General features: G+C 38.2%; 20 protein-coding genes and 1 pseudogene. 15 read left to right on the top strand and 6 right to left on the bottom strand.

Annotated features, from left to right (window positions below):
* Positions 1 to 10 precede the first annotated feature (10 nt).
* Together RCG22_RS08725 and RCG22_RS08720 are read right to left on the bottom strand one after the other, a co-directional pair.
* A complete protein-coding gene (locus tag RCG22_RS08725; RefSeq protein WP_308106532.1) occupies positions 11 to 1,756 on the bottom strand; it encodes a B12-binding domain-containing radical SAM protein in 1,746 nt (581 codons plus the stop codon).
* A gap of 127 nt (positions 1,757 to 1,883) precedes the next feature.
* Positions 1,884 to 3,578, bottom strand: a complete 1,695-nt coding sequence (locus RCG22_RS08720) for an L-lactate permease (protein WP_098263153.1) — start codon at positions 3,576 to 3,578, stop codon at positions 1,884 to 1,886.
* 328 nt (positions 3,579 to 3,906) lie between these two features.
* Between RCG22_RS08720 and RCG22_RS08715 the strand changes: the two genes are divergently transcribed.
* The 7 genes and pseudogenes from RCG22_RS08715 to RCG22_RS25505 all read left to right on the top strand — a co-directional run bounded on the left by RCG22_RS08715 (position 3,907) and on the right by RCG22_RS25505 (position 12,621).
* Entirely contained in the window at positions 3,907 to 4,635 is a 729-nt protein-coding gene (locus RCG22_RS08715) for a FadR/GntR family transcriptional regulator (protein ID WP_308106531.1), read from the top strand.
* A gap of 210 nt (positions 4,636 to 4,845) precedes the next feature.
* Positions 4,846 to 5,562 carry a (Fe-S)-binding protein gene (locus RCG22_RS08710; RefSeq protein WP_308106530.1) on the top strand — a complete coding sequence of 239 codons (717 nt, stop codon included), beginning with the start codon at positions 4,846 to 4,848 and terminating at the stop codon, positions 5,560 to 5,562.
* 46 nt (positions 5,563 to 5,608) lie between these two features.
* Positions 5,609 to 7,033, top strand: a complete 1,425-nt coding sequence (locus RCG22_RS08705) for a LutB/LldF family L-lactate oxidation iron-sulfur protein (protein ID WP_098263151.1) — start codon at positions 5,609 to 5,611, stop codon at positions 7,031 to 7,033.
* Between the two features lie 2 nt (positions 7,034 to 7,035).
* Positions 7,036 to 7,755, top strand: a complete 720-nt coding sequence (locus RCG22_RS08700; protein WP_308106529.1) for a LutC/YkgG family protein — start codon at positions 7,036 to 7,038, stop codon at positions 7,753 to 7,755.
* Positions 7,756 to 8,032: 277 nt separating this feature from the next.
* The gene (locus RCG22_RS08695; RefSeq protein ID WP_308106528.1) at positions 8,033 to 9,046 is read left to right on the top strand and encodes a 2-oxoacid:acceptor oxidoreductase family protein; all 1,014 of its coding nucleotides are present in this window, start codon (positions 8,033 to 8,035) and stop codon (positions 9,044 to 9,046) included.
* Complete coding sequence (locus tag RCG22_RS08690) at positions 9,046 to 11,340, top strand: thiamine pyrophosphate-dependent enzyme (RefSeq protein WP_098263148.1); 2,295 nt, start codon at positions 9,046 to 9,048, stop codon at positions 11,338 to 11,340. Before RCG22_RS08695 ends, RCG22_RS08690 begins: the two co-directional genes overlap by 1 nt.
* A gap of 332 nt (positions 11,341 to 11,672) precedes the next feature.
* Positions 11,673 to 12,621, top strand: a pseudogene (locus RCG22_RS25505) (transposase).
* Between the two features lie 328 nt (positions 12,622 to 12,949).
* Here RCG22_RS25505 and RCG22_RS08680 read toward each other — a convergent pair.
* Entirely contained in the window at positions 12,950 to 13,735 is a 786-nt protein-coding gene (locus RCG22_RS08680) for a carbon-nitrogen family hydrolase (RefSeq protein ID WP_308106527.1), read from the bottom strand.
* A 227-nt stretch (positions 13,736 to 13,962) separates the two neighbouring features.
* Between RCG22_RS08680 and RCG22_RS08675 the strand changes: the two genes are divergently transcribed.
* Positions 13,963 to 14,205 (top strand): Spo0E family sporulation regulatory protein-aspartic acid phosphatase, encoded by a 243-nt coding sequence (locus RCG22_RS08675; RefSeq protein WP_308106526.1) that lies wholly within the window; start codon positions 13,963 to 13,965, stop codon positions 14,203 to 14,205.
* Between the two features lie 18 nt (positions 14,206 to 14,223).
* On the opposite strand, the gene RCG22_RS08670 is transcribed toward RCG22_RS08675, so the two are convergent.
* Entirely contained in the window at positions 14,224 to 14,958 is a 735-nt protein-coding gene (locus RCG22_RS08670; RefSeq protein ID WP_308106525.1) for a ZIP family metal transporter, read from the bottom strand.
* 379 nt (positions 14,959 to 15,337) lie between these two features.
* Here RCG22_RS08670 and RCG22_RS08665 point away from each other — a divergent pair, with 379 nt between their 5' ends.
* Genes RCG22_RS08665 through RCG22_RS08650 form a run of 4 tightly spaced genes read left to right on the top strand, consistent with a single transcriptional unit; the run spans position 15,338 to position 18,802 of the window.
* Positions 15,338 to 16,162, top strand: a complete 825-nt coding sequence (locus RCG22_RS08665; RefSeq protein WP_098263145.1) for an electron transfer flavoprotein subunit beta/FixA family protein — start codon at positions 15,338 to 15,340, stop codon at positions 16,160 to 16,162.
* A 36-nt stretch (positions 16,163 to 16,198) separates the two neighbouring features.
* Positions 16,199 to 17,230, top strand: coding sequence for an electron transfer flavoprotein subunit alpha/FixB family protein (locus RCG22_RS08660; protein ID WP_308106524.1), 1,032 nt, complete (start codon positions 16,199 to 16,201; stop codon positions 17,228 to 17,230).
* Positions 17,223 to 18,518, top strand: coding sequence for an FAD-dependent oxidoreductase (locus RCG22_RS08655; RefSeq protein WP_308106523.1), 1,296 nt, complete (start codon positions 17,223 to 17,225; stop codon positions 18,516 to 18,518). Before RCG22_RS08660 ends, RCG22_RS08655 begins: the two co-directional genes overlap by 8 nt.
* Positions 18,518 to 18,802: a ferredoxin family protein gene (locus RCG22_RS08650; RefSeq protein WP_066252392.1), complete on the top strand. Its 285-nt coding sequence runs from the start codon at positions 18,518 to 18,520 to the stop codon at positions 18,800 to 18,802. The genes RCG22_RS08655 and RCG22_RS08650 overlap by 1 nt, the downstream gene beginning before the upstream one ends.
* A 200-nt stretch (positions 18,803 to 19,002) precedes the next feature.
* On the opposite strand, the gene RCG22_RS08645 is transcribed toward RCG22_RS08650, so the two are convergent.
* Complete coding sequence (locus tag RCG22_RS08645; RefSeq protein ID WP_098263142.1) at positions 19,003 to 19,350, bottom strand: hypothetical protein; 348 nt, start codon at positions 19,348 to 19,350, stop codon at positions 19,003 to 19,005.
* 224 nt (positions 19,351 to 19,574) lie between these two features.
* On the opposite strand from RCG22_RS08645, the gene RCG22_RS08640 reads away from it, so the two are divergent.
* Complete coding sequence (locus RCG22_RS08640) at positions 19,575 to 20,096, top strand: hemerythrin domain-containing protein (protein WP_286138107.1); 522 nt, start codon at positions 19,575 to 19,577, stop codon at positions 20,094 to 20,096.
* Between the two features lie 23 nt (positions 20,097 to 20,119).
* Here the strand turns inward: RCG22_RS08640 and RCG22_RS08635 are convergent, their stop codons facing one another.
* Positions 20,120 to 21,361, bottom strand: coding sequence for an MFS transporter (locus RCG22_RS08635; RefSeq protein ID WP_308106522.1), 1,242 nt, complete (start codon positions 21,359 to 21,361; stop codon positions 20,120 to 20,122).
* Between the two features lie 263 nt (positions 21,362 to 21,624).
* On the opposite strand from RCG22_RS08635, the gene RCG22_RS08630 reads away from it, so the two are divergent.
* Both RCG22_RS08630 and RCG22_RS08625 read left to right on the top strand, forming a co-directional pair.
* Positions 21,625 to 22,065 carry a MarR family winged helix-turn-helix transcriptional regulator gene (locus RCG22_RS08630; protein ID WP_098263140.1) on the top strand — a complete coding sequence of 147 codons (441 nt, stop codon included), beginning with the start codon at positions 21,625 to 21,627 and terminating at the stop codon, positions 22,063 to 22,065.
* Positions 22,066 to 22,167: 102 nt separating this feature from the next.
* The gene (locus tag RCG22_RS08625) at positions 22,168 to 23,862 is read left to right on the top strand and encodes a M3 family oligoendopeptidase (RefSeq protein ID WP_308106521.1); all 1,695 of its coding nucleotides are present in this window, start codon (positions 22,168 to 22,170) and stop codon (positions 23,860 to 23,862) included.

The raw sequence follows: 23,862 nt of genomic DNA, 5'->3' as shown, positions 1-23,862 counted from the left end.
GCCGGCTTTGTTAGTTCTCGAGAAATGAAAATATGAGTGTTCTCCCATTCATAGGGTCAAAATAGGTTAATAAACATGAAGGATGTTTATTTATCTGTCCTGTTGCTTGATACAGTGATAAATCAAAGGGAATTTCCTCAAGCATGGTATGTTTATATAATTCCTTTTCATCTAAGCCAAGGTCAACAAACGATTGTCCTAAAATAGATGGGTGTTCGAAAATTTGTTTGTAAATTTGTGTTCGCTTTTCCTTATCAAAACTAGCTTCCCACCAAGGTTTTCTCGGTTTATATTTATGGTTCTTGAGATAATCATATTTCATTAGGCCAACAATGACATCAAGGTCGTTAACGCCCTTGTGTTCCAAAAAGGTATACAGTCTGCGGAATAAATCCTCCAGTTGATGACCAATTCTGGACCAGCCTTGCTTTTCCCAGTGGGAACCAAACTGTTGGAAAAAATCAAAAGGAGATGGAAAAGCATTGGATATTAAGAATTCAACAGTTGCATCCATGCGATGGTCATTCCAATACTTTTCTAATACATCTTCCACCTGCTTGATTCGAACAATATCATTAAAAGAGAGAACGTTATTACTTAAGATTTCATAGGGAGAATGATCCATATAAACATATTCGTGGTCAGCAGCACGAAGGCGGACTCCCGTTCCCCGAAGCATTTTTAAAAACCCTAACTGCAGTTCTTCAGGTCGCAGCTCAAAAACATCATTAAACGTTTTTCGGAAAGAATTGTAATCTTCTTCTGGTAAACCAGCAATTAAATCTAGATGCTGATCGATCTTATTACCTTCCTTCACCATTAAAACAGTTCTAGAAAGTTTAGAATAATTTTGTTTGCGCATCACAAGTTCATTTGTAAAGTCATTCGTTGATTGGACACCGATCTCAAATCTGAATAGTCCTTTAGGGGCTTCTTGATTTAGAAATTCAATTACTTCAGGGCGCATAATATCTGCAGTAATTTCAAACTGAAAGACGGTGCCGGGCAGATGTTCATCAATTAAGAAACGGAACATTTCCATTGCATAGCTCCTGCTAATATTAAAGGTTCGGTCCACAAATTTGATCGTCTTTGCACCATGAGCCATTAAATAACGTATATCATCTTTAATTTTTTCACGATCAAAATAACGGACACCTACTTCAATCGATGACAAACAAAATTGGCAGCTAAATGGACAACCGCGGCTAGTTTCAATATAGGTGACTCTTTTGCCTAAATGAACGATATCTTCTGGGAATCGATAAGGAGAGGGTATATCCTTAAGATCCAGTTTATTCATTTGGGGAGTGATAATGATCTGGTCATTATCACGGAAGGCAATGCCAGGTACCTTGTTATAATTATGATTTCTTTCAATTTCAACTAGAAGTTGTTTAAAGGTTTGTTCTCCTTCACCGATAACAATAAAGTCAACTTCAGGAATTTTTCCTATCCATTCACGCGTATCATATGTAACTTCAGGACCGCCAAGAACAATAATAAGTGATGGATCCACTTTTTTTAACAAATTAACCACTTTAATGGTTTCTTCGATGTTCCAGATATAACAGCTAAATCCAATGACGTCTGGTTTCAATTGATATAGATCTGTTACGATATTTAAGACGGGATCCTTTATCGTATATTCTTTAATTTGTATGTTAAATTCAGGTGCTGCATAAGCCTTTAAATATCGAATCGCTAGGTTCGTATGAATAAACTTAGCATTCAAAGTGGAACAAATTACATTCATAAAAAAACTCCTTTGTTTATATGAGAACCTTAACTATTATAGCTTATTTTTGACAAAAGACTAGAAGACTAACCATAACAAAAGGCACATGCCCTGTTTGAGCATGTGCCTTCGTCTTATATTTTTATTAAGGTATCATCCAAGACAATACACCGTTTTGTAGGAAGGTAAGAATCCCCACAATAATAACTAAGAAAAAGCTATGTTTAATCGTGAAGCGGAATAAATCGGATTCTTTTCCTGCTAAACCTACCGCTGCACAGGCAACAGCTATAGATTGCGGTGAAATCATTTTTCCAGTTACCCCACCTGAAGAGTTAGCTGCAAGGGCAAGGACTGGATTCATGCCGACGGAAGTTGCTGTAATTTTTTGCAGGTTACCGAATAATAAGTTTGCCGATGTATCAGAACCAGTAATAAACACCCCAAGCCAGCCAAGGAAAGGTGAGAAAAACGGAAATAACGTTGAACCTGTTTTTGCAAGTGTCATTCCAAGAGTAGTACTCATACCAGAGGAATTGGTGACATAAGCAAAACCAACAACAGAAGCAATTGTTATAACTGGATATTTTAACTCGTTAAGGGTTTCTCCAAACGTAATTGCCCAATCTTTCCAGGAAATCCCAACAATGAATTTTGTTAAGATGGCTGCGATCAAGATCGCAGTCCCTGCTGCTCCAAGCAACTCAAGTTTGTATATAGCAGGAACAGCAGCACCGGCAGTGTTGATAATTTTATTGTTTATTAGTGGGACATTTGGAATAAACGTTAGTGAATGTCCGATGGTATTAAGAGCTTTTAAGATTGCATTTGCTCCTTCATAATGCCCGGTTAAAGCTAGTTTAATAGTAGGCATACCCCATAAAGTAATGATTCCTGTTAACAATAGGAAAGGGGACCAAGCTTTGAAAATTTGCCCACCTGAATGTTTAACATCTTGGGTTTTTAGAGTCTTTACGGTTGAGGTTGCAGCAAGCTCTTGTTCAGAAGTGAAACGGAAAATCGTTTTAGGCTTCCAGAATTTCAAGAAGATTGCAAGTGCGAATAATGAAACTAATGCTGATAAGATATCGGGAAGTTCTGGTCCCATAAAGTTTGAAGTGAAAAATTGTGTACCAGCAAATGCTACTCCCGAAACAAGAATGGCGGGCATTACTTCTTTCGTTTTCTTCCAGCCTGCCATAATAAATACTAAATAGAACGGGATAAAGACAGATAGAAACGGCAATTGACGGCCTACCATCTTGGAGATTTCAGTAGCCGCAATTCCGGTAGGACCTTCCATAGCAATAATCGGGGCACCGATAGCTCCGAATGCTACAGGTGCAGTATTTGCAATTAGGCAAAGCCCGGCGGCGTATAAAGGATTGAAACCCAAACCTACTAATAGAGCAGCAGATATTGCTACTGGTGCACCGAAACCTGCAGCACCTTCAAGGAACGCCCCGAAAGAAAAGGCAACCAAAAGAGCCTGTAAACGGCGGTCCTCAGTAATGGATACAACAGATGTTCGAATAATATCAAATTGTCCCGTTTTTACTGTAAGTTTGTATAAAAATACTGAAGTTATAATAATCCAGCCAATTGGCAGAATACCATATACGGCACCTTGGGATGCGGACATAAATGCCATCCCAGCCGGCATTTTATAGGCAAAAATTGCAATGACTAAGGCAATTGCTAGTGTAGATATTCCAGCTAGATAGCCCTTCATCCGTTTGACTGCTAAAGCCCAGAAAAAGTAAATGATTGGAATTAGTGCAACAACAGCTGAAAGTGCGAGATTATCTCCCACTGCGGTAAAATTTTGAGTAAATGTCATAATCGCTTAATCCCCCCGAATTAGCTTTTTTTTTGTTTTTTCCCCTAAGTAAATAATATCTACCCTCCTTAAAATCGGTAACCGCTTACAAATGGTGATTAGGTCATCTGATGATAAGATGTATCACGGTGCTAAAATGAATTATAAGTGACAAATTGGTAGAAATACAATCTTTTTTTTGAAAATATTAATATTTTATAGCATTTTCATATGATGGTAGTGTAAAAATGTTTTAGTGGACTGATGTTGGATGGTATATGCATTTTTTGAAAAAACGGTATAATAAGAGGGTGTCTGAAAGAGGAATTGCTTGTTAGGGGTTGGTTGTGTGAAATATAAAAAAATTAAACCAAAAAAAATATATGAAGAAGTAGCAGAGGCTATTTATGAATTGATTCGATCGGGCCAAGTTAAACCTGGTGAGAAACTTGCTTCGGTACAACAGTTGGCGGAAAACTTTCAAGTGGGGAGATCTGCGATTCGCGAAGCATTAACATCATTAAGAGCGATGGGCCTTGTTGAAATGAAGCAAGGGGAAGGTACCTATGTAAACGAATTTGAAACAAATCGAATTACTTTCCCACTTTCAACAGCTATTTTAATGAATAAAGAAGATATCGCACAACTTTTAGAGGTTCGTAAGATTATTGAAGTTGGTACTGCAGCAGCAGCAGCTAAAAAACGAACAAGTTCGCATCTAACCAGGATGGAGAATGCTCTAGATGAAATGAAACATGCCAATGGGGATGAGACGCTAGGTGAAAAGGCAGATTTACAATTTCATTTTGTACTAGCAGAGGCAGCTCAAAACCCTCTTTTGCTTAGTTTGATGAATCAAGTTTCTGGATTAATGGGAGAAACGATGAAAGAAACAAGACGGGTTTGGCTCTTTTCTAAACAAAGAACAGTTGAACAACTTTATGAAGAACATAATGATATTTATGAGGCGATTAAGGAGCAAGATGAAGAAAAAGCGAGCAAATATATGCTTATTCATTTGGAGAATGTTGAAATAATTCTACAAAAGTACTTTCTATCTGCAGATTTTTCGAAATGATCCATATATTTCTAAAAAAAGTATGCTTAGCCAATTATTTTGGACCGCATGTTTTTTTTTTTATATTTTTTTTTGCAAACCCTTTCAATCGTAACTAACTTTATAGTAGTATAAATGTTATAAAAATTATTTCTTTTTTTACCAAGTCATCTGATGACCTGTTTACTGTATGACTTATGAAAATTTGATATGTAGGAGAGGAAGACAGACATGAAGGTAACACTTTTTGCAACCTGTATTGTAGATATGTTTCAAAGTAATGTAGGAAAAGCAACGGTTGAGCTGCTTGAAAGACTTGGATGTGAAATAGATTTTCCTGAATCCCAAGTATGTTGTGGTCAGCCATCATACAATAGTGGCTATGTAAAAGAAACAAAAGAAGCGATGAAACGTATGATTGATACATTTAAAGATGCGGAGTACATAGTCTCGCCATCAGGCTCTTGTATAACGATGTTTCATGAATACCAACACATATTTAAGGGTGACCCAGTTTGGGAACCTAAGGCAAAAAGATTGGCAGAAAGATCATTTGAACTAACCCAATTTATTGTTGACGTTTTGAAAATTGAAGATGTTGGTGCCCGTTTTGAAGGTAGTGTTACCTACCATACTTCTTGTCATATGACGAGGTTATTAGGTGTTAAAAAAGCTCCAATGATTCTTTTGAGCAATGTAAAAGGTCTTAAGTTTACAGAATTACCCGGGAAGGAACAATGCTGTGGATTTGGGGGGACCTTTTCCGTAAAAATGGCTCAAATTTCTGAGCAAATGGTCGATGAAAAAGTTCGCCATGTAGAAGAAACAGGCGCAGAGTACCTTATTGGTGCTGATGCGGCATGCTTAATGAATATCGGCGGGCGGATTGATCGAGTAGGAAAGCCAATCAAAGTGATGCATATTGCTGAGGTATTAAATAGTCGATGATTGTTCTTACTTGTTTAGTAAATTCAGAGAGTGGAGGAATGATTGTATGTCAATGAAGATTAGCACGGATCAATTTAAAGATCGTGTTGATAAAGGGATTCATGATGACTTCATGCGCGGCGCCGTTGCAGGAGCACAGGACGGTATGGGAGTAAAAAGACGAGTTGCAACTGAGGAATTAGGCAACTGGGAAGAATGGCGTTCGCATGGGGAAGAAATCCGTCAGCATGTACTAGAAAACTTGGATTATTACTTGGAGCAATTAAGTGAGAATGTTGCCAAACGCGGCGGAAATGTATTTTTTGCTCAGACCAAGGAAGAGGCTAACGAGTATATCCGTGGGGTTGTAAAAAAGAAGGAAGCAAAGAAAATTGTTAAATCAAAATCAATGGTAACCGAAGAAATCAGCTTAAATGCAATGTTGGAGCAAGAAGGCTGTGAGGTAATTGAGACGGATTTAGGCGAATACATTCTACAAATTGATGATCATGATCCGCCTTCTCATATTGTTGTACCAGCTTTACATAAAAATAAAGAGCAAATTCGTGACGTATTTACTGAGAAGCTAGGTTATACAAAAACATCAAAACCTGAAGAATTAGCCTGGCATGCTCGTCAAATGCTGCGAAAGGAATACCTTTCAGCGGATATCGGGATAACAGGCTGTAACTTTGCCGTCGCAGAGACCGGATCTTTCAGTTTAGTGACAAACGAAGGAAATGCTGACCTAGTGACTGCATTACCTAAAACACAAATTACTGTTATGGGGATGGAAAGACTTGTCCCTACTTTTGAAGAGATGGAGGTCCTAGTTAGTTTATTAACTAGAAGTGCGGTCGGACAGAAATTAACTAGTTATATTACAGTGTTAACAGGGCCAAAAGAAGCATTGGATGTTGATGGTCCAGAGGAATTTCACCTTGTCATTGTTGACAATGGTAGATCCAAAATTCTTGGGGGCGAGTTCCAGTCGGTCCTACAATGTATTCGTTGTGCAGCTTGTATAAATGTATGCCCAGTTTATCGTCATGTCGGCGGACATGCATACGGCTCTATCTATTCAGGTCCAATTGGTGCAGTCTTGTCTCCATTATTAGGGGGATATGATGAATTTAAAGAACTACCTTACGCATCAACTCTATGTGGTGCTTGTACAGAAGTATGTCCGGTAAAAATACCGTTACATAACCTTCTTCATAAACACCGTGAAGTCATAGTTGAAAAAGAGGGAAAGGCACCCATATCCGAAAAATTATTAATGAAAGCATTTGGTTTAGGGGCAGCATCGCCACTTATGTATAACATTGGGTCTAAAATTGCACCTGCTGCAATGAATCCATTTACTGTTGGAGAGAAGATCACCAAAGGACCAGGCCCCTTAAAAGCATGGACAGATATTCGTGATTTTCCAGCACCAAATAAAGAACGATTCAGAGATTGGTTTAAAAACCGTGAAAAGGGAGGCAAATAATCATGGCAGGGATGATTCAAAATCGGGATAAATTTTTAAATCAAATTGCCAGTCGTTTGGAACGCCCGAGAATTTCCTCTTCGGTGGAAAGGCCGATCTGGAAATTTCAGCCCCAATATGAAGTGCTCAAAAATGCTACTCAGGACGAATTACTAGAAGTATTAACGGAGCAATGTAAGAAAATCCATACAAATATCCACGTAACTGACAAAAAGGATTTAGCAGCTACTCTTAACAACGTGGTTTCAGATTATGGTGGAGGTCCAATTGTAACCTGGAAGGATGAGCGCTTTTCGCAGTGGGGCTTAGACCCACTCTTTAATCAGGTATGGTCTGATCAGAAGATCGAAGTTTACGAATGGGATCACCTGAAAGGGAAAGAGAACATCGCAAAAGCGGAGAGGGCTAATGTAGGGATTACAATTAGTGAAGTGACACTTGCTGAATCGGGAACGGTTGTTTTGTATAGCGATGAGAATAAAGGGAGAACGGTGAGCTTTTTACCTGCAACCTATATTGCCCTTATACCGAAAAGCACATTAGTCCCACGAATCACTCAAGCGGCTCAAAAGATGCGGGAGATCCACAAGAAAACGGGTCATGTTGCCTCGTGTATCAACTTTATTACCGGACCAAGTAATTCTGCAGATATAGAATTGAATTTAGTCGTTGGTGTCCACGGACCAGTTAAAGCGTCGTATATTGTTATTAACGATTTATAAATGATATAAAATGGTCTGCATCCTAAATTGGGTGCAGGCTATTTTTATCTGTTATACAACATTGATTATCCTGTTATATAATTATGAAAGCTCTTTAAAATCATATAGGGCAACATTTATCCGAAAGTATTTTTTTGTGTTTCAAAATAAATATTATGATGTTTGACATTTATCACAGCAAAATAAAAATAGCTGTCTTACAATAGTTGTTGTGAAGAAGTTAAATTTTTATGTCTATTTCGTGTTATTTTATTGAACGAATTTAGGGAGGGACATTATGTCTATTTTACCGAAAAAAAATGAACTAGGATTTTTTGAAATCCGTCTTGAATCAATTGGGGGGCTAGGAGCTAATCTAGCTGGAAAAATGTTAGCAGAGGCTGGAGTTTTTAGTCTTGGTTTGAAAGGCTCTAATTTTTCATCTTATGGGTCTGAAAAAAAGGGGTCTCCAGTAAAGAGCTTCATTCGCTTTTGTGAACCAGATGTAGAAATTAGAGATCATAGTCCAATTGAACAACCACATATTGTTGGTGTTTTTCATGAAGCATTATATAGAACTGTTGATGTTGTCAGCGGCTTAAATGCTGATAGTATCGTTTTGGTAAATACAGCTAGGGATTTTGATGAAGTTAAAACAGATTTACAATTAGAATACGGAACACTTGCGATTGTTGATGCCTTATCAATTGCCGTAGAGGAAAAAACCAAAGTAAATACGGCAATGCTTGGTGCATTATATCGTCTATGTGACTTTTTAGATCCTGAATCAATGAGAGATGTAATTCGGAAAACGTTTACTAAAAAATACCCACATCTTGTTGAGCCGAATATCCGTACTTTTGACCGCGGGTATAATGAGGTTCAATTTAAAACATATGAAGTGACAGCAGGGGCGGAAGGGAAAGCCTTCTCACGCCCACAACCACAGCTAGGCTACATGACTCAAGAAATCGGTGGAGTCATGGTTACTCAAGCAAATAGCATTTTAAAAGATCTAAGTGGTTCACGCCAAGGATTCCTTCCCGAGTTCCAACAAGACAAATGTATTCATTGTGCAGCTTGTGACAATGTTTGTCCTGACTTTTGCTTCGTTTGGAAAGAAGGAGAAGATAAGCGTGGCAGAAAACAAATGTTCCTTCAAGGTATTGATTACCAATACTGTAAAGGCTGCCTAAAATGTGTAGAAGCATGCCCAACCGACGCACTTAGTGATCTTCGTGAACTGCTCGGATATGCAGATGATAACCGCGTAAAGCATAACTTTCCTTATATTGCAGGAGGAATCCAATAATGGCTACTTTAGAAGATAAATTAATAACAAAAAGTGTTGCAGAACAAGTTTCTACCTTTGAATCAGGAAATGAAATGGCCGCTATGGCTGCCGCACAAATCAATTATCATATTATGGGGTACTTCCCAATAACACCGTCCACTGAGGTTGCACAATTTTTAGATCAAATGAAAACCCGCGGGGAGCATGATATTAAGTTGATTCCTGCCGATGGCGAGCATGGTTCAGCAGGTATTTGTTACGGTGCTGCAGCTACAGGTGCCCGGGTAATCAATGCAACGAGTGCAAATGGATTCTTATATATGCTTGAACAAATGCCTGTACAATCAGGAACTCGTTTTCCAATGGTTATGAATCTCGTTACTCGTGCCGTCAGTGGTCCACTTGATATTCGTGGAGATCATTCGGATCTCTATTATGCATTAAATACTGGCTGGGTAATATTGACAGCTAAAACACCACAAGCTGTTTATGATTTGAATATCATGGCACTTAAAATTGCTGAACACTCAAAAGTGCGCTTACCAGTTATTGTTGCTTATGATGGATTCTTTACATCCCACCAAAAACGCAGGGTGGAATTCTTTAAGGACCGCAGTGTTGTACAGCAATTTGTTGGTGAATGTCCTACTGATTACAACTTTGTTAGGGATTTAAGAAAACCAGTTACCATTGGTGCACATATGAGTGGGGATGATTTCCTTAACAATCACTACCAACAGTCAGAAGCAATGTATAATGCAGGTGAGGTCTTTAAAGAGGTAGCAGCGGAATATGCTAAGCTTTCCGGAAGAGAATATCCTGTTCTAGATTTATATAAAATGGAAGATGCAGAAGTAGCCCTTTTCCTATTAAACTCTGCTGCTGAATCAGCCAAAGATGTAGTAGATCAACTTCGCGCAAAAGGAATTAAGGCTGGTGTAATTAGCCCGAATATTATCCGTCCATTCCCTGCAAAAGAAATTCGCGAAGCCCTTAAAAATGTAAAATCATTATTAATTGGGGAACGTGCGGATTCTTACGGAGCAAATGGTCCAAACTTAACGCATGAAGTGAAATCTGCACTTCAAGATGATAAAGATAACAAGACGATCGTGTTAAGCCGCGTATTCGGTCTTGGCGGCAAGGACTTCTATGCAAGTGATGCCCAGGCCTTCTTTGATATGGCAATTGATACAATGGAAAAAGGCTATGCGGAAAAGCCATTTGATTACTATGGTCATATTCCCGGCAATCCTGAAAAAATCCTTAAGCCGGTTATTTTACCACAGCATGGGGATGTATTTAAAACAGGTCTAATTGATGTGAAAATGGATGAAGAAACCAATAAATTAAAGGTGAAAATCCCGCCGCTTCGTGCCTTAACTGGTAAACCGAAACGAATTGCATCAGGTCACGGGGCATGCCCAGGATGCGGAATTTTTGCTGGTCTTGAGTTATTCTTTAAAGGGATTGAGGGAGACATTGTAACTCTATTCCAAACAGGCTGTGCCTATGTCACAACAACATCTTATCCAAGCACATCACATAAGCAAACGATGATGCACAATTTGTTCCAAAACGGTGCCGCAACGCTTTCAGGTACGGTTGAAGCGTTCATGGAATTAAAACGCCGCGGTGAAATTGAAGTTTCAGATGACGCTACATTTGTTATGATTACTGGTGATGGCGGTATGGACATCGGTATGGGTTCAGCGATTGGTACTGCTCTTCGTGGACATAAACTGATTATGCTTGAATATGATAATGAAGGCTACATGAATACAGGTTCACAAATGTCTTATTCTACACCACTTGGTCATATGACAAGTACATCTGGAGTAGGAAAAGCACAGAAAGGTAAGGCATTCCATCATAAGGACACAGCCCAAATTATGGCAGCAACGAATATTCCTTATGTGTTTACCGGTTCGGAAGCATTCCCGCAGGACTTAGTTAAAAAAGGCGCTAAAGCACAATGGTATGCCCAAAATGTCGGAACAGTTTATGGGAAAATTCTCATTACATGCCCACTTAACTGGAAATCTGATGACCGTTTCGGTGCCACCATTATCGAAGCTGCAGTAAATTCTTGCTTCTTCCCACTTTATGAAGTGGAACAAGGTGTGACAACAATTACTTACAATCCTGAAGAAAAGAATAAACGCATTCCACTTTCTGAATGGTTAAAATATATGGGTAAAACAAAACACCTTCTAAAAGAAGAAAACAAACCAATGTTAGAAGAATTCGAAGCAGAAGTTGAGAAAAGATGGGGTCGTCTCAAAGCGAAAGACGAAAATCCAATGTTATAAGAAGCAGAAAATATCAAACAAAAAAACACTTCCCTCTTGGAAGTCAGGCTGTCGAGAAACTCTCGACAGCCTCTTATTTTATAGAAATACCTTAATAATTCACCGCGTTAATTTGCTATAATGTTATAAGTACAAGCTTTGGGACCTGTCTGTTGATTGGCACTCCAGACACTTCGCTTTCCGCGGGCGTGCCGGGGAGCCTCCTCGGCGCTGAAGCGCCTGCGGGGTCTCCCCTGCCCCGTACTCCCGCAGGAGTCTTCGTGTCTTCCGTACCAATCAACAGAGTGTTATAAATAAAGTCTTAATGATCTACCAATATCTAATAAAAAGTGGTGAAATCAGTGTTTAAGCCAAAAGAAGCTAGCCAAAATGAATATGAATTTGTTTCAATTGATGAATTTGTTCCTGATCATCACCTTCTTCGTTTGATTGATAAATTTATTGATATTTCTTTCCTCCTTGAAAAAGTTCGTCCGTATTAAAGTGATGACAATGGACGCCCTTCCGATCCACTTATTCAATTTAAAATGATGTTTATTGGTTATATTTACGGTATCCCTTCAGAAAGACAATTACAAAGAGAAATTGAAATGAATCTTGCTTACCGCTGGTTTCTAGGTTTGAAGTTCAAAGATCATGTTCCACACCACTCTACGATCAGTTGGAATCGCCAGTACCGATTTAATGGTACCGATATTCTTCAGGAATTATTTGATGAAATCGTCCTTCATGCAATGAACCACAAAATGGTAGGTGGTCGTGTCTTATTTTCGGATACTACCCATTTAAAGGCAAACGCTAATAAACATAAATATTCAAAACAAGAAATTGAAGTAGAGACGCGTGAATATTTTGATGAATTAAATAAAGACGTTGAAGTAACAATTGGGAATTACCATACAGTACAACAAACCGTGAGGGCTATAAAGAATATAAATCTGATTCGAAGAGGTGTGAAACCTGTCCGCTTCTTTCCCAATGTACACGCTCCAAAAATAAGATAATAGTAGTGACACATCATGTTTGGGCGGCGCACAAAGAAAAGGTAAGGGAAAATTGCTTATCTAAATCTGGAAATATGCTTTATAAATTTAGGCAGGAAAAAATAGAGCGAAACCTTCGTAGACTCAAAAGAGCTGCATGGGCTTCGCTTTTGCCGGTTACGGGGATTAAAGAAAGCAATTGAACAGGCTCTCCTTACGGGCAGCCTGCCAAAATATGAAAAAGATTGCCACCCACTTAGCCAAGTTGGAAAAATTGTGTGGCGATTCTTCAGGTTGATTTCTCCCTGTTGATTTGCGCGGAAGGCACGAAGACTCCTGCGGGAGTACGGGGCAGGGGAGACCCCGCAGGCGCTTCAGCGCCGAGGAGGCTCCCCGGCACGCCCGCGGAAAGCGAAGTGCCTGGAGCGCAAATCAACAGGACTATTAGCAGGGACAAAAATCAATAATTGGTTTCGGTGAAAAGAAAAATTGCCGAGAAAAACACCCTTTTCTCGACAATCTGATTTCCATCTTGGAAGTGTTTTTTTGCGGAGCGCCAATCAATAGATAGATCGAAAAATCCATCCTTGTTGGGTTGCTTTTCTAAAATACTATTGCTTGAGAGTTTATTTATAGAATTCAGGTCTTCTATCCGCGAAGATAGGAATTTGTTTCCTGACTTCTTTGACTAAGTCCATCTCAATCTCTGCTGATAAAATTTCTTCATTTTCACCCGCTTCTGCTATAACCTCTCCCCACGGGTCAATAATCAAAGAGTGCCCGGCAAAGTGGTTATTTGGGTCCTGTCCGGAACGGTTACATCCGATAACATAACATTGATTTTCGATTGCTCTGGCAACCAATAGTGCCCTCCAATGCGACAGACGCTGTGCTGGCCATTCCGCCACAACAAATAAAGCTTCTGCACCTTTTGATGTATGAGCTCGGATCCACTCTGGAAAACGAATATCATAACAGATTGCCCCAGCAAACTGATAATTATCAAGCTGAAAAAGCCCCTTTTCGGACCCAGCTTCTAGATAAACATGCTCATCCATGAGTTTAAATAGATGTAGTTTACTGTACTGGTGCACAAGCCGGCCATCTTTATTGATGATGAGGAGTGTATTCCTTACACCATTTTCCACACGATTGGCAACAGAACCGCCAATTAAATGTACCTGATATTTTTGGGCTGCATTTTGCAAGAATTCTATCGTTTGTGCTGCTTTAAAGTCCGCAATTTCATTAAGGTGTGTCAAGTCATATCCTGTCGTCCAAAGTTCAGGCAGTACAATAATATCGGGTTTTTCAGTGTGAGTTTTATCAAAAAGTCTTTCGACAGTTTGGTAGTTTTTTTGCGGGTTACCAAAAGCAATATCCATTTGTATACATGAAATTTTTAATTTCACAGTTCTTCACCTCGTTTTGAAATTTCAAAATTTATTTTGGACAATTCCTCATTTTTTGTCGGATTACTACGAAAAAAAATAAGGATTTTGTCGAAAAACGAAAGAAATAGATTGTTTTGTCTACTTTTGCGATTGTATTTACTTTTATATTAATTCTTGTCATAATTCATCAAGTAGTCTAATTTTTAATAATTTACAGTAATAGAGTAAGAGGTAGGAGGATAATTGTGTGCGAGTATAGTAATACCCAAATGGAAATGATTGAGGAAATAAAGCTTAAAAGAGAATTAATGATAAATAGTGCCAATACCCAGGGATTTACCAATGAGATGACGATACAATACAGCCAGGAGCTTGATGAATTAATAAATAAATATCAAAAAGTGATGGAGCAAATCCCTAGGCCAAATGAAGAAATTAAATTTGCCTTTAAACAAATGATCATGATTTGGCCAAAAATTTTAGTCTAATAATTTGAAAGTACCTTGCTACGAAAAAATATCAATTATGTACACCATGACAAGCAGTCCCAAGATAAATGCATAGGTGGATATCCGCTCATTCCCGTCCCCGTGGCTTTCAGGAATTAATTCTTTATAAATAATAAATAACATGGCACCAGCTGCAAAAGATAGACCATATGGGACAAGCCCCTGAACATATGTGGTTAAAAAATACCCTAATAAGGAAGTAATGATTTCAATGGCTCCAGTTAAAGTTGCAATAATGAAGGCCTTCAGTTTACTAATTCGCTGATTGATTAAAAATAATGCGACAAGAAGGCCTTCCGGTGCATTTTGAAAGCCTATCGCTAAAGCGATTAGATTTCCGGTGTCCCCCTGTTCGGATGCGTAGCTTACGCCAACTGACAGTCCCTCAGGAATGTTATGAAGGGTAATTGCAGAAATAATCAATAATGCCTTCTCATCAAATTGAATTCCCTTTTTGTTATGCTGTAAGTCAATATGTGGAATATTTTTTTCCAAAAGAGTCAGCGCCCATACGCCTAAACAAACACCTACAAAAAGTGGACCAAATCCCCCAGTTTTTAAGGCTTCAGGAATCAACCCTATCGTCGAAGCAGACATCATAATTCCTGCACTAAAAGCTAATAAAACATCCTTCCATCGATGGGTAATGGATTGATGAATAAATAGAATAATTAGTGCCCCAGCCCCTGTTGATAGTGCCGAAAGTACACTTCCCAAAAAAACTTCAGCCATTACACATCTCCTTTCTTATCCAATTAAAGCGATTCAAATATCTACAAATTTAGACATTAGCTGTGATTTTTATCATTGTTAATATCTAAATATTTCTTATAGTTATATTAGTACTACTTTTTTAATTTACATCACGATTAACTACATATCTTACCACATTCTATAATAACTTCAACTTTTTTAAAACTACTTCTTAGCTACTGCACAAGGTGACTTGTAAGGATTGTTTAATAAACAAGAAAGAAAAAAAAGAAAACTATCATTGTTTGGTACTATGCTTGTGTTGCGATTCATATATCGTTAATAAAAGCATTTTTAAACCATAAGGAAGCAAACGCTTTCAATAATCTTAGATCATATGGAGGAGGGAAAGTCCTACATGCATATTGTCGTATGTGTCAAACAAGTACCCGATACAAAAATTATTAAAATTAATCCAAAAACTAACACACTCGACCGACGCAGTGCACCAGCCATCTTGAACCCTTACGATGCTCATGCAGTTCAGGAGGCCGTGAAAATCAGGGAAAAAACAGGGGGGACCATCTCTGTCTTATCAATGGGACCACCGCAAGCGACTGAAATTATTAGGAAGAGTGTAGAAATAGGTGCCGATAGAGGATATTTAATTTCTGACCGTGCCTTTGCGGGTGCAGATACACTGGCCACTAGTTATGCCCTTTCAAAAGCATTAGAAAAAATTAATAATGAGCATCCAGTAGACATGATTATTTGCGGAAAGCACGCGATCGATGGTGATACTGGACAAGTTGGACCAGGTATTGCAAGAAGAATGGATATCCCGCCAATAACAAATGTAATTGAAGTGTCTGAAGTCAATCAGAAAGAAAATACGGTTCTAATTAAGCGGAAATTAACCAATGGATATGAATTGATTCAATCCAATCTTCCTTGCTTATTAACAGTTGAAAAAGAAATTAATGATATCGATTATTCGCCAATGACAAACATGATTAAGGCGGCACGTTACGAACCCATTATTTGGGCGGTAAGTGACTTTGAAAATGTAGATCGGTCACAAATGGGACTAAAAGGTTCACCAACAATTGTTGGAAAGATGTTTACACCACCACGTCCAGAAGGTGGAAAAAGGCTAGAAGGTACGACTAATGAGCAAGTTAAGCAGTTAATGGAACTGTTGATGGAAAAGAAGGACCTATTAACAATCCAGTCAACTAAATAATAAGGATTAATCTTTTGTCATGGGGGGGAATTTTACATGAATCTAGACGATTATCGAGGAGTCTGGGTATTCATCGAACAAAACGATGGTAAAATCGAAGGTGTTTCTCTAGAATTACTTGGTGCTGGAAGGAAGTTAGCAGATAAACTACAAGTTCCTTTAGCTGGCTTTTTACTAGGAAATGAAATCAAACCATTAGCTAACAAAATTATTTCTTATGGTGCAGATATCGTATATATGGTCGACCATCCTGTATTAAAGAATTACCGGACTGAATCCTATATGAGGGGCGTAATGCTGCTCGCTGAAAAATATAAACCTGAGATTATCCTTTACGGTGCAACGCCAAACGGTAAAGATTTAGCCAGCGCTGTAGCAACGGATTTAAATACAGGTCTAACTGCAGATACTACAATGCTTGATGTGGATATTGATAATAGATTGCTAGAAGCAAGCAGACCAGCTTTTGGCGGAAATATTATGGCAACAATCCTTTGTAAAAAACATCGACCGCAAATGGCTACCGTTAGGCCAAAGGTTATGAAGGCATTAGAACCTGTGTCTGGAAGAACAGGCAAGATTATCGAAGAGACTATATCATTGCAAGAAGAAGATATGCGCACAAAAGTGCTCCAAATTGTGAATGATGTAACAAAAAAAGCTAATTTGGCCGATGCACATGTAATCGTATGTGGTGGAAAAGGGATGGGAGATTTGCAAAACTTCCAGCTACTTTATGAATTTGCGGAAACCATTGGAGCAACGGTCGGTGGTACGCGTGACGTGGTTGAAGCAGGCTGGCTGCCACACCATCTGCAAATTGGTCAAACAGGTGAAACAGTTACACCCAAAATTTACTTTGCAGTTGCCCTATCCGGAGCTATTCAACACGTTGTCGGCATGAAAAATTCGGATTTTATTATTGCAATTAATAAAGATCCAAATGCACCAATTTTTGATGTTGCTACTTATGGAATTGTTGGAGATGCAATGGAAATCTTACCAAAATTAATCGAACAATTTAAGCAGCTTAGAACTGAAAAAGGCGGTGAAATAAGTTATGTCTGAAAAATTTGATGTGATTGTCGTGGGGGCAGGTCCAGCAGGAAGTGCATGTGCTCTAACTTGTGCAAAAAATGGACTAAACGTCTTGCTAATTGAGCGAGGAGAATACCCGGGAGCGAAAAACGTAATGGGCGGGGTATTGTACCGCAAGCAAATGGAAGAATTAGTTCCTGAGTTTTGGAAGGAAGCTCCACTTGAAAGACCTGTCATTGAACAGCGCTTTTGGATGTTGGATAAAGAATCTGTCGTTCAATTCGGGTATAAGGGTCTTGAATGGGGAATGGAACCATATAATAACTTTACAGTCCTTCGGGCTCAGTTTGACCAATGGTTTGCTAAAAAAGCAGTTGAAGCTGGGGCACTTCTTATCAATGAAACAGTAGTAACGGAATGTATCGTTGAAAATGGCAAGGTTGTCGGGATACGTACGGACCGTCCAAATGGTGAGGTATATGCTGATGTTGTGGTCCTTGCTGACGGTGTTAATTCACTCCTTTCTAAGCAGTTAGGCTTCCATAAAGAATTTCGGCCAGATGAAGTAGCTTTGACAGTCATGGAAGTTATTAATTTACCAAAAGAAAAAATAAATGACCGTTTTAATTTGGAAGACAACCAGGGTTGTACAATTGAAATCTTTGGTGATTCTACAAAAGGTAATCTTGGAACAGCTTTTGTTTACACGAATAAAGATAGCTTGAATATCGGAGTTGGTACTACGCTATCAAGCATGATCAAAGCAAAAATAAAGCCATATGAGCTTTTAGACTACTTGAAAACTCACCCAATGGTCAAGCCAATGCTTGCTGGTGGGGAATCTGCGGAGTATCTTGCCCATCTTATCCCTGAAGGCGGCTACCGTTCAGTACCTAAAGTAGCTGGCAATGGAGTGATTGTCGTCGGTGATGCTGCCCAGCTTGTTAATGCCATTCATCGTGAAGGTTCGAACATGGCGATGTCATCTGGTAAAATGGCTGCTGAAGCTGTGGTTAAGGCGCATAAAAGTGGGGACTTTAGTGAATCCAGCTTAAATAGTTACCGTGAAGCGCTTAATAGTAGTTTCATAATGAAGGATTTAGAGAAATATAAAGATGCTGCCCATACGTTTGAGAAATATCCACAATACTTTAATGAATATGTTCCAATGATGAATAAAGCAATGAGCAAATTCTTTACTGTTGATGGAACACCAAAACGTGAAAAACAGAAACAAATCATGAAAAGTGTGACTTCTGAACGAGGAACCATTCGAGTGTTGCAAGATATCTATCGAGCTTGGAAGGCGGTGAAATAATGTCAACGAAAAATATCGAGGAAAAACAGTATCTTCTCCGTTTTAAGTGTGATACAAAATCTCATTTGACCGTACTGGATCATGATGTTTGTATGACAAAATGTCCCGATAAAATTTGTACAGTATTTTGCCCTGCAGAGGTTTATAAGTGGGAAGGAACACGGATGCAGGTAGGCTACGAAGGCTGCCATGAATGTGGAAGCTGCCGGATTGGCTGTCCATACCAGAATATAAAATGGGAATATCCAAAAGGCGGACACGGAATTGTTTTCCGTTTAGCATAGGAAAAGCTATAGCTCCTAGGCGCGGAAGATAGACAGTTATCCAGGTTCAAATCTTATACCTAGCTAGAAGATAAGGAGCTGTTTGCGATATATGCAAACAGCTCCTTAATTTATGTAAATTTTTTAATTAATACTATATGTGGGTTATTTCACAAGTGAGGGTAAAAAGAAGGTGAAGCAGAAGGTATATTTTTAGAGGGTTAGCTTATTTTCTCTAATAAAGCAACAGAAGAAAGATTATCGTTTTTACTGGCGTTAACTAGTAAAGCTGCAAATGAGTTGGCATGATCGATTAACTCCATATTTGGTGAACAATAATATGGTTTTTTCCAATTGAAATCTCCTTCAGAATCAGCAGCGTAGATACTTACCTTCCAATGATAGTATATTTTTTGCTGCGGGAGTTGAACCCCTTCTACGGCAATAAGCCAATGTGTCGAAGGAGAATTTGGGTAGAATGCTTCGGATTCCTGTAAGGAAACAAGGTCATTTACACCAATGGGTATTAATGCTTTTTGATAAAAGTCGTGATAATTTGGGGTTTTCATATATTTTCCCTCCCTAATATGTTCCTGTCTCTATTATATGAAACATTTAAACTTTTTTTGTGTGATAAATGTTAAAATTTCAAAAAAAAATATAGCGTTTTCATGAAACTGACAAAACTTCTTCCTCTGTTTTATAATTTTATATATTTGTGACCTAAGTCACTACATTAACGAATGGGTGATTTTATACTTGAAGCAATAGAATGAGATAGAGGTGATTGTTGATGAGTGGCTGTATGAGTGCTCTTGGTGGTATGCCCCAAGCTGAATTAAGTAAGGGACTTAAGCAATTAAAAAGTGAACATCCTCCGTTATTAGAACAATTAGAGGGATTGTATGACTTAACACAAAAAATTGATCAAGAAATAGATGTAGAAACAAACCTTGATGCATTAATAATAAAAGTAAAAGAATTTAAGGCTGCCTTAGATCCCCATTCAGAACGAGAAGAAGGCGTTCTTTTTCCAATGATGGGCGTGTACATCGGGACTACTTCCGGACCAATAGCTGTTATGGAATATGAACATGATCAGGCAAAAACCAATATTGGAGCATTTCTTGCCAAGGCAGAGGGTGGTCTAGCGTCCACAGAAGAAAAGAAAAAAACGGCAGAACTGATTCAAAATGCTTACTTTATCTTAACTGAGCATTTTTCTAAAGAGGAAAACGTTTTGTTCCCAATGGCAGAAAGAATGCTTACAGATGAGGAAAAAGAAGAATTATATCAAAAAATACAGGAAATTTAAAAGGATGGGCATCGTGCCCATCCTTATTTTGATTGTTGATTCCACTCTCTGACCTTTTGGTCTGTTGGAAGAAGAAATGCGATTAAGCCTAGCAAGGGAAGAACTCCAAGCCATCTAATCATCGACGGTAATCCAATCCAGTCTGCAATATATCCAAGTCCTACAGAACCAATGGCCCCCATTCCAAACGCTAGTCCTACAGTTAAACCAGACATCGTTCCAATCTTTCCAGGGACTAATTCCTGTGCATATACTACCGTTACAGAAAAACTAGTCATTAAAATAAACCCAGTCAATATGAGGAAAATAAACGCCAGCGTTGGTGTTACATGTGGAATAAAAATTGAAAATGGAATGGTTGCTAACATTGAAAAGGAAATGATTGTTTTCTTTCCAAAGCGATCAGAAAGTGGACCACCAAAAAATGTGCCAACAGCCCCGGAAAGTAAAAAAGCAAACAGGAATAATTGTGACTGCTTAATCGTAAGGGCATATTCCTTTATCGCGTAAAAGGTATAAAAATTGGTAATCCCGGATGAATACCATGTCCTTGCAAATATTAATAATAATATCAACCCCAAGGTATTTTTTATTTCTTTAGATATCGTTACTTTAGTAGCTAAGCTGACGCCCTTTTTCTTGCGTATAGTTGGAGAAGCTATCAACCTATTATTATACCAATTTGCAATATAAATTAGTAAAATGACTGCTAGTGCTGCAACAATTGTGAACCAGGATGCACCAATCTGCCCCAATGGAACCAATATTAAGGCGGTAATCACTGGAGCTAATGCTTGACCGGTATTACCCCCTACCTGATAGATTGACTGTGCAAGTCCTCTACGGTTGCCTGCAGCCATATAGGCAACACGCGAACCTTCAGGATGAAATATTGCTGATCCAAGACCGATGAAAAGGACTGATAAGACAATTAATCCATAGCTTGAGGAAAACCCTAATCCAAGAATACCGATTAACGTGAAGGTCAGTCCTATCGGCAGGGCATAAGGCATTGGTTTTTTATCAGTTATAAAGCCGACTACGGGCTGCATGACTGATGAGACCATATTTAATGAGAAAGCAATAATTCCAAGCTGTGTGAAACTTAAGCCCATTGAAGATTCTAAAATTGGGAACATAGCTGGTACTACAGCTTGAATTGCATCGTTCAATAAATGGCACAATCCGATAATAAAGAGAATTTTAAACATGGTTGATTCAGAAGTTTTTGGTGCTTTAGCAGGTAAAACAGCTTGTGAACTCATAATTATCCCTTCTTTTTCGTGTGACTAAATTATTTTCTAACCATATCTTACTACCGAACGATAAAAATAAGAAAGATTTATTATTTATTTTCTGAAAATTCCTAGTATGCCATGATACCTATGTTTACAAAATATTGATGATTTTTCAGGTTGATTTGACAAATCAGCAATTATTTTTTATAATAATCTTGAAATCAAGATATTTTTTTATTTTTGCATTCTTAGTAAATATCATTAATTAAACCTAAAAGGATGAGTTTTTTATGGAAAATAATTCAACAGCTAATTCATTAAAGCTTTTTATTGTCCTTTCAAGAGCGTATAAAGCAATAAACGAACATGTAAATAAAGTAATCCAATCAAGTGGTTTAAATCCAACTGAATTTGCCGTTCTGGAGCTCCTCTATCATAAAGGTGACCAGCCAATGCAGCAAATTGGCGGAAAAATCTTACTTGCAAGTGGCAGTATAACTTACGTGGTTGACAAGCTTGAACAAAAAGGGATGTTAAAAAGGATAGCCTGTCCGAAAGACCGCAGGGTTACGTATGCACAAATAACGGAAGACGGGAAAAAGTTCATTCAGAACATTTTTCCTGAACATGCCGAGCAAATCGATAAACTCATGTCAACACTGACTGAAACTGAAAAACTAGAAGCAATTGACTTGTTGAAAAAATTAGGTTTGCCTGCAGGTAAGTTTTAATACGGCCAATAGGTCGTATTTTTTTATTGTTAGGCATGTTAGGGGATAGTATATAATAGAATAGATTGGAATATTATAAAAATTTAAAAGGGGGACGTCTCAATGGGATTTGAGAACTATACATACATACGTCCAAATTTAGAAGAAGTAACAGAAAAATTTTATTTGTCACTAGAAGTCCTAAAAACGGCTGAGTCAGCAGAAGAGCAAAGCACCGTAATGAATGAGATTAATAAGCTAAGAAATGACTTAGGTACGATGTTCAATCTTGTGTATATTCGTCATTCAATTGACACGAATGATGATTTTTATAAAGATGAACAAGATTATATTGATGAAATCCAGCCTGAAGTGGAAGGGTTAGTGACAAAGTACTATCAAGTACTAGTAAATTCAAAGTTCAGACCCGAATTAGAAGAAAAATGGGGTAGTCAGCTATTTGCCCTTGCTGAAGGACAACTTAAAACCTTTAAACCTGAAATTGTGCCCTTACTTCAAAAGGAAAATCGTCTATCAACGGAATATACCAAGTTAATGGCTTCAGCAAAGATAGAATTTGAAGGTGAAGAGAGAACATTAGCACAGTTAGAACCATTCGCCCAATCGACTGACAGAAAAATGAGAAAGCAAGCCAATGAAGCAAAATTTGGTTTTATGGTTGAACATGAAGAAGAGTTTGATCGGATTTATGATGATTTGGTGAAAGTAAGGACAGAAATTGCCAAATCACTTGGGTTTAAAAACTTTGTTGAACTTGGTTATTACCGGATGATGAGAACAGATTATAATGCAGAAATGGTCGCAAATTTCCGTAATCAAGTGAAGGAATTTATTGTTCCGCTTGCAACAAAATTAAAAAGTCGTCAACAAGAAAGAATCGGATTGGATAAATTAAAATATTATGACGAAAGCTTTAATTTCCAAACAGGAAATGCGACACCAAAGGGTAATCCGGAATGGATTATTGAAAATGGACAAAAAATGTATGAAGATCTTTCAGAAGAAACAGGGGCATTTTTTCAATATATGCAAGATAATCATTTGATGGATCTTGTTGCCAAGAAGGGTAAGGCTGGTGGAGGTTACTGTACTTTTATAGAGAATTACAAAGCTCCTTTCATTTTTTCTAATTTCAACGGTACGTCCGGGGATATTGATGTCCTAACACATGAGGCAGGTCATGCCTTCCAAGTGTATTCAAGCCGTCATTTTGAGATTCCTGAATATGCGTGGCCCACTTATGAAGCATGTGAGATACATTCGATGAGTATGGAATTTTTTACATGGCCATGGATGGACCTGTTCTTTAAGGAGGACACTGATAAATATAAGTTTTCACATTTGAGTGATGCACTATTATTTCTGCCATATGGGGTTTCCGTTGATGAATTCCAACATTGGGTCTATGAAAATCCAGAAGCTACCCCGAAAGAGAGAAAGCTTCAATGGCGTGAGATTGAGAAAAAATATTTGCCGCATAAAGATTACGATGGTAATGAATATTTAGAGAATGGCGGTTTCTGGCAGCGCCAAGGTCATATCTATAATTCACCATTTTACTATATTGATTATACACTGGCTCAAATTTGTGCTTTCCAATTTTGGAAGCGCTCAAGAGAGAATCAAGAAGAAGCTTGGGAAGATTATGTGAAGCTTTGTAAGCTGGGTGGCAGTATGTCATTCACAAAGCTTGTTGAGGCAGCCAATTTAATCTCACCATTTGAACTGGGGTGTGTAGAGTCAGTAGTGGGTGTTATTGATGGCTGGTTAAACTCTATCGAGGATAAAAATCTATAA

The organism is Neobacillus nitrireducens (assembly GCF_030915405.1).
Taxonomy (GTDB): domain Bacteria; phylum Bacillota; class Bacilli; order Bacillales; family Cytobacillaceae; genus Neobacillus.
Note: the sequence above shows the minus strand (reverse complement) of the source record. Positions and strands in the feature narration are given on the sequence as shown.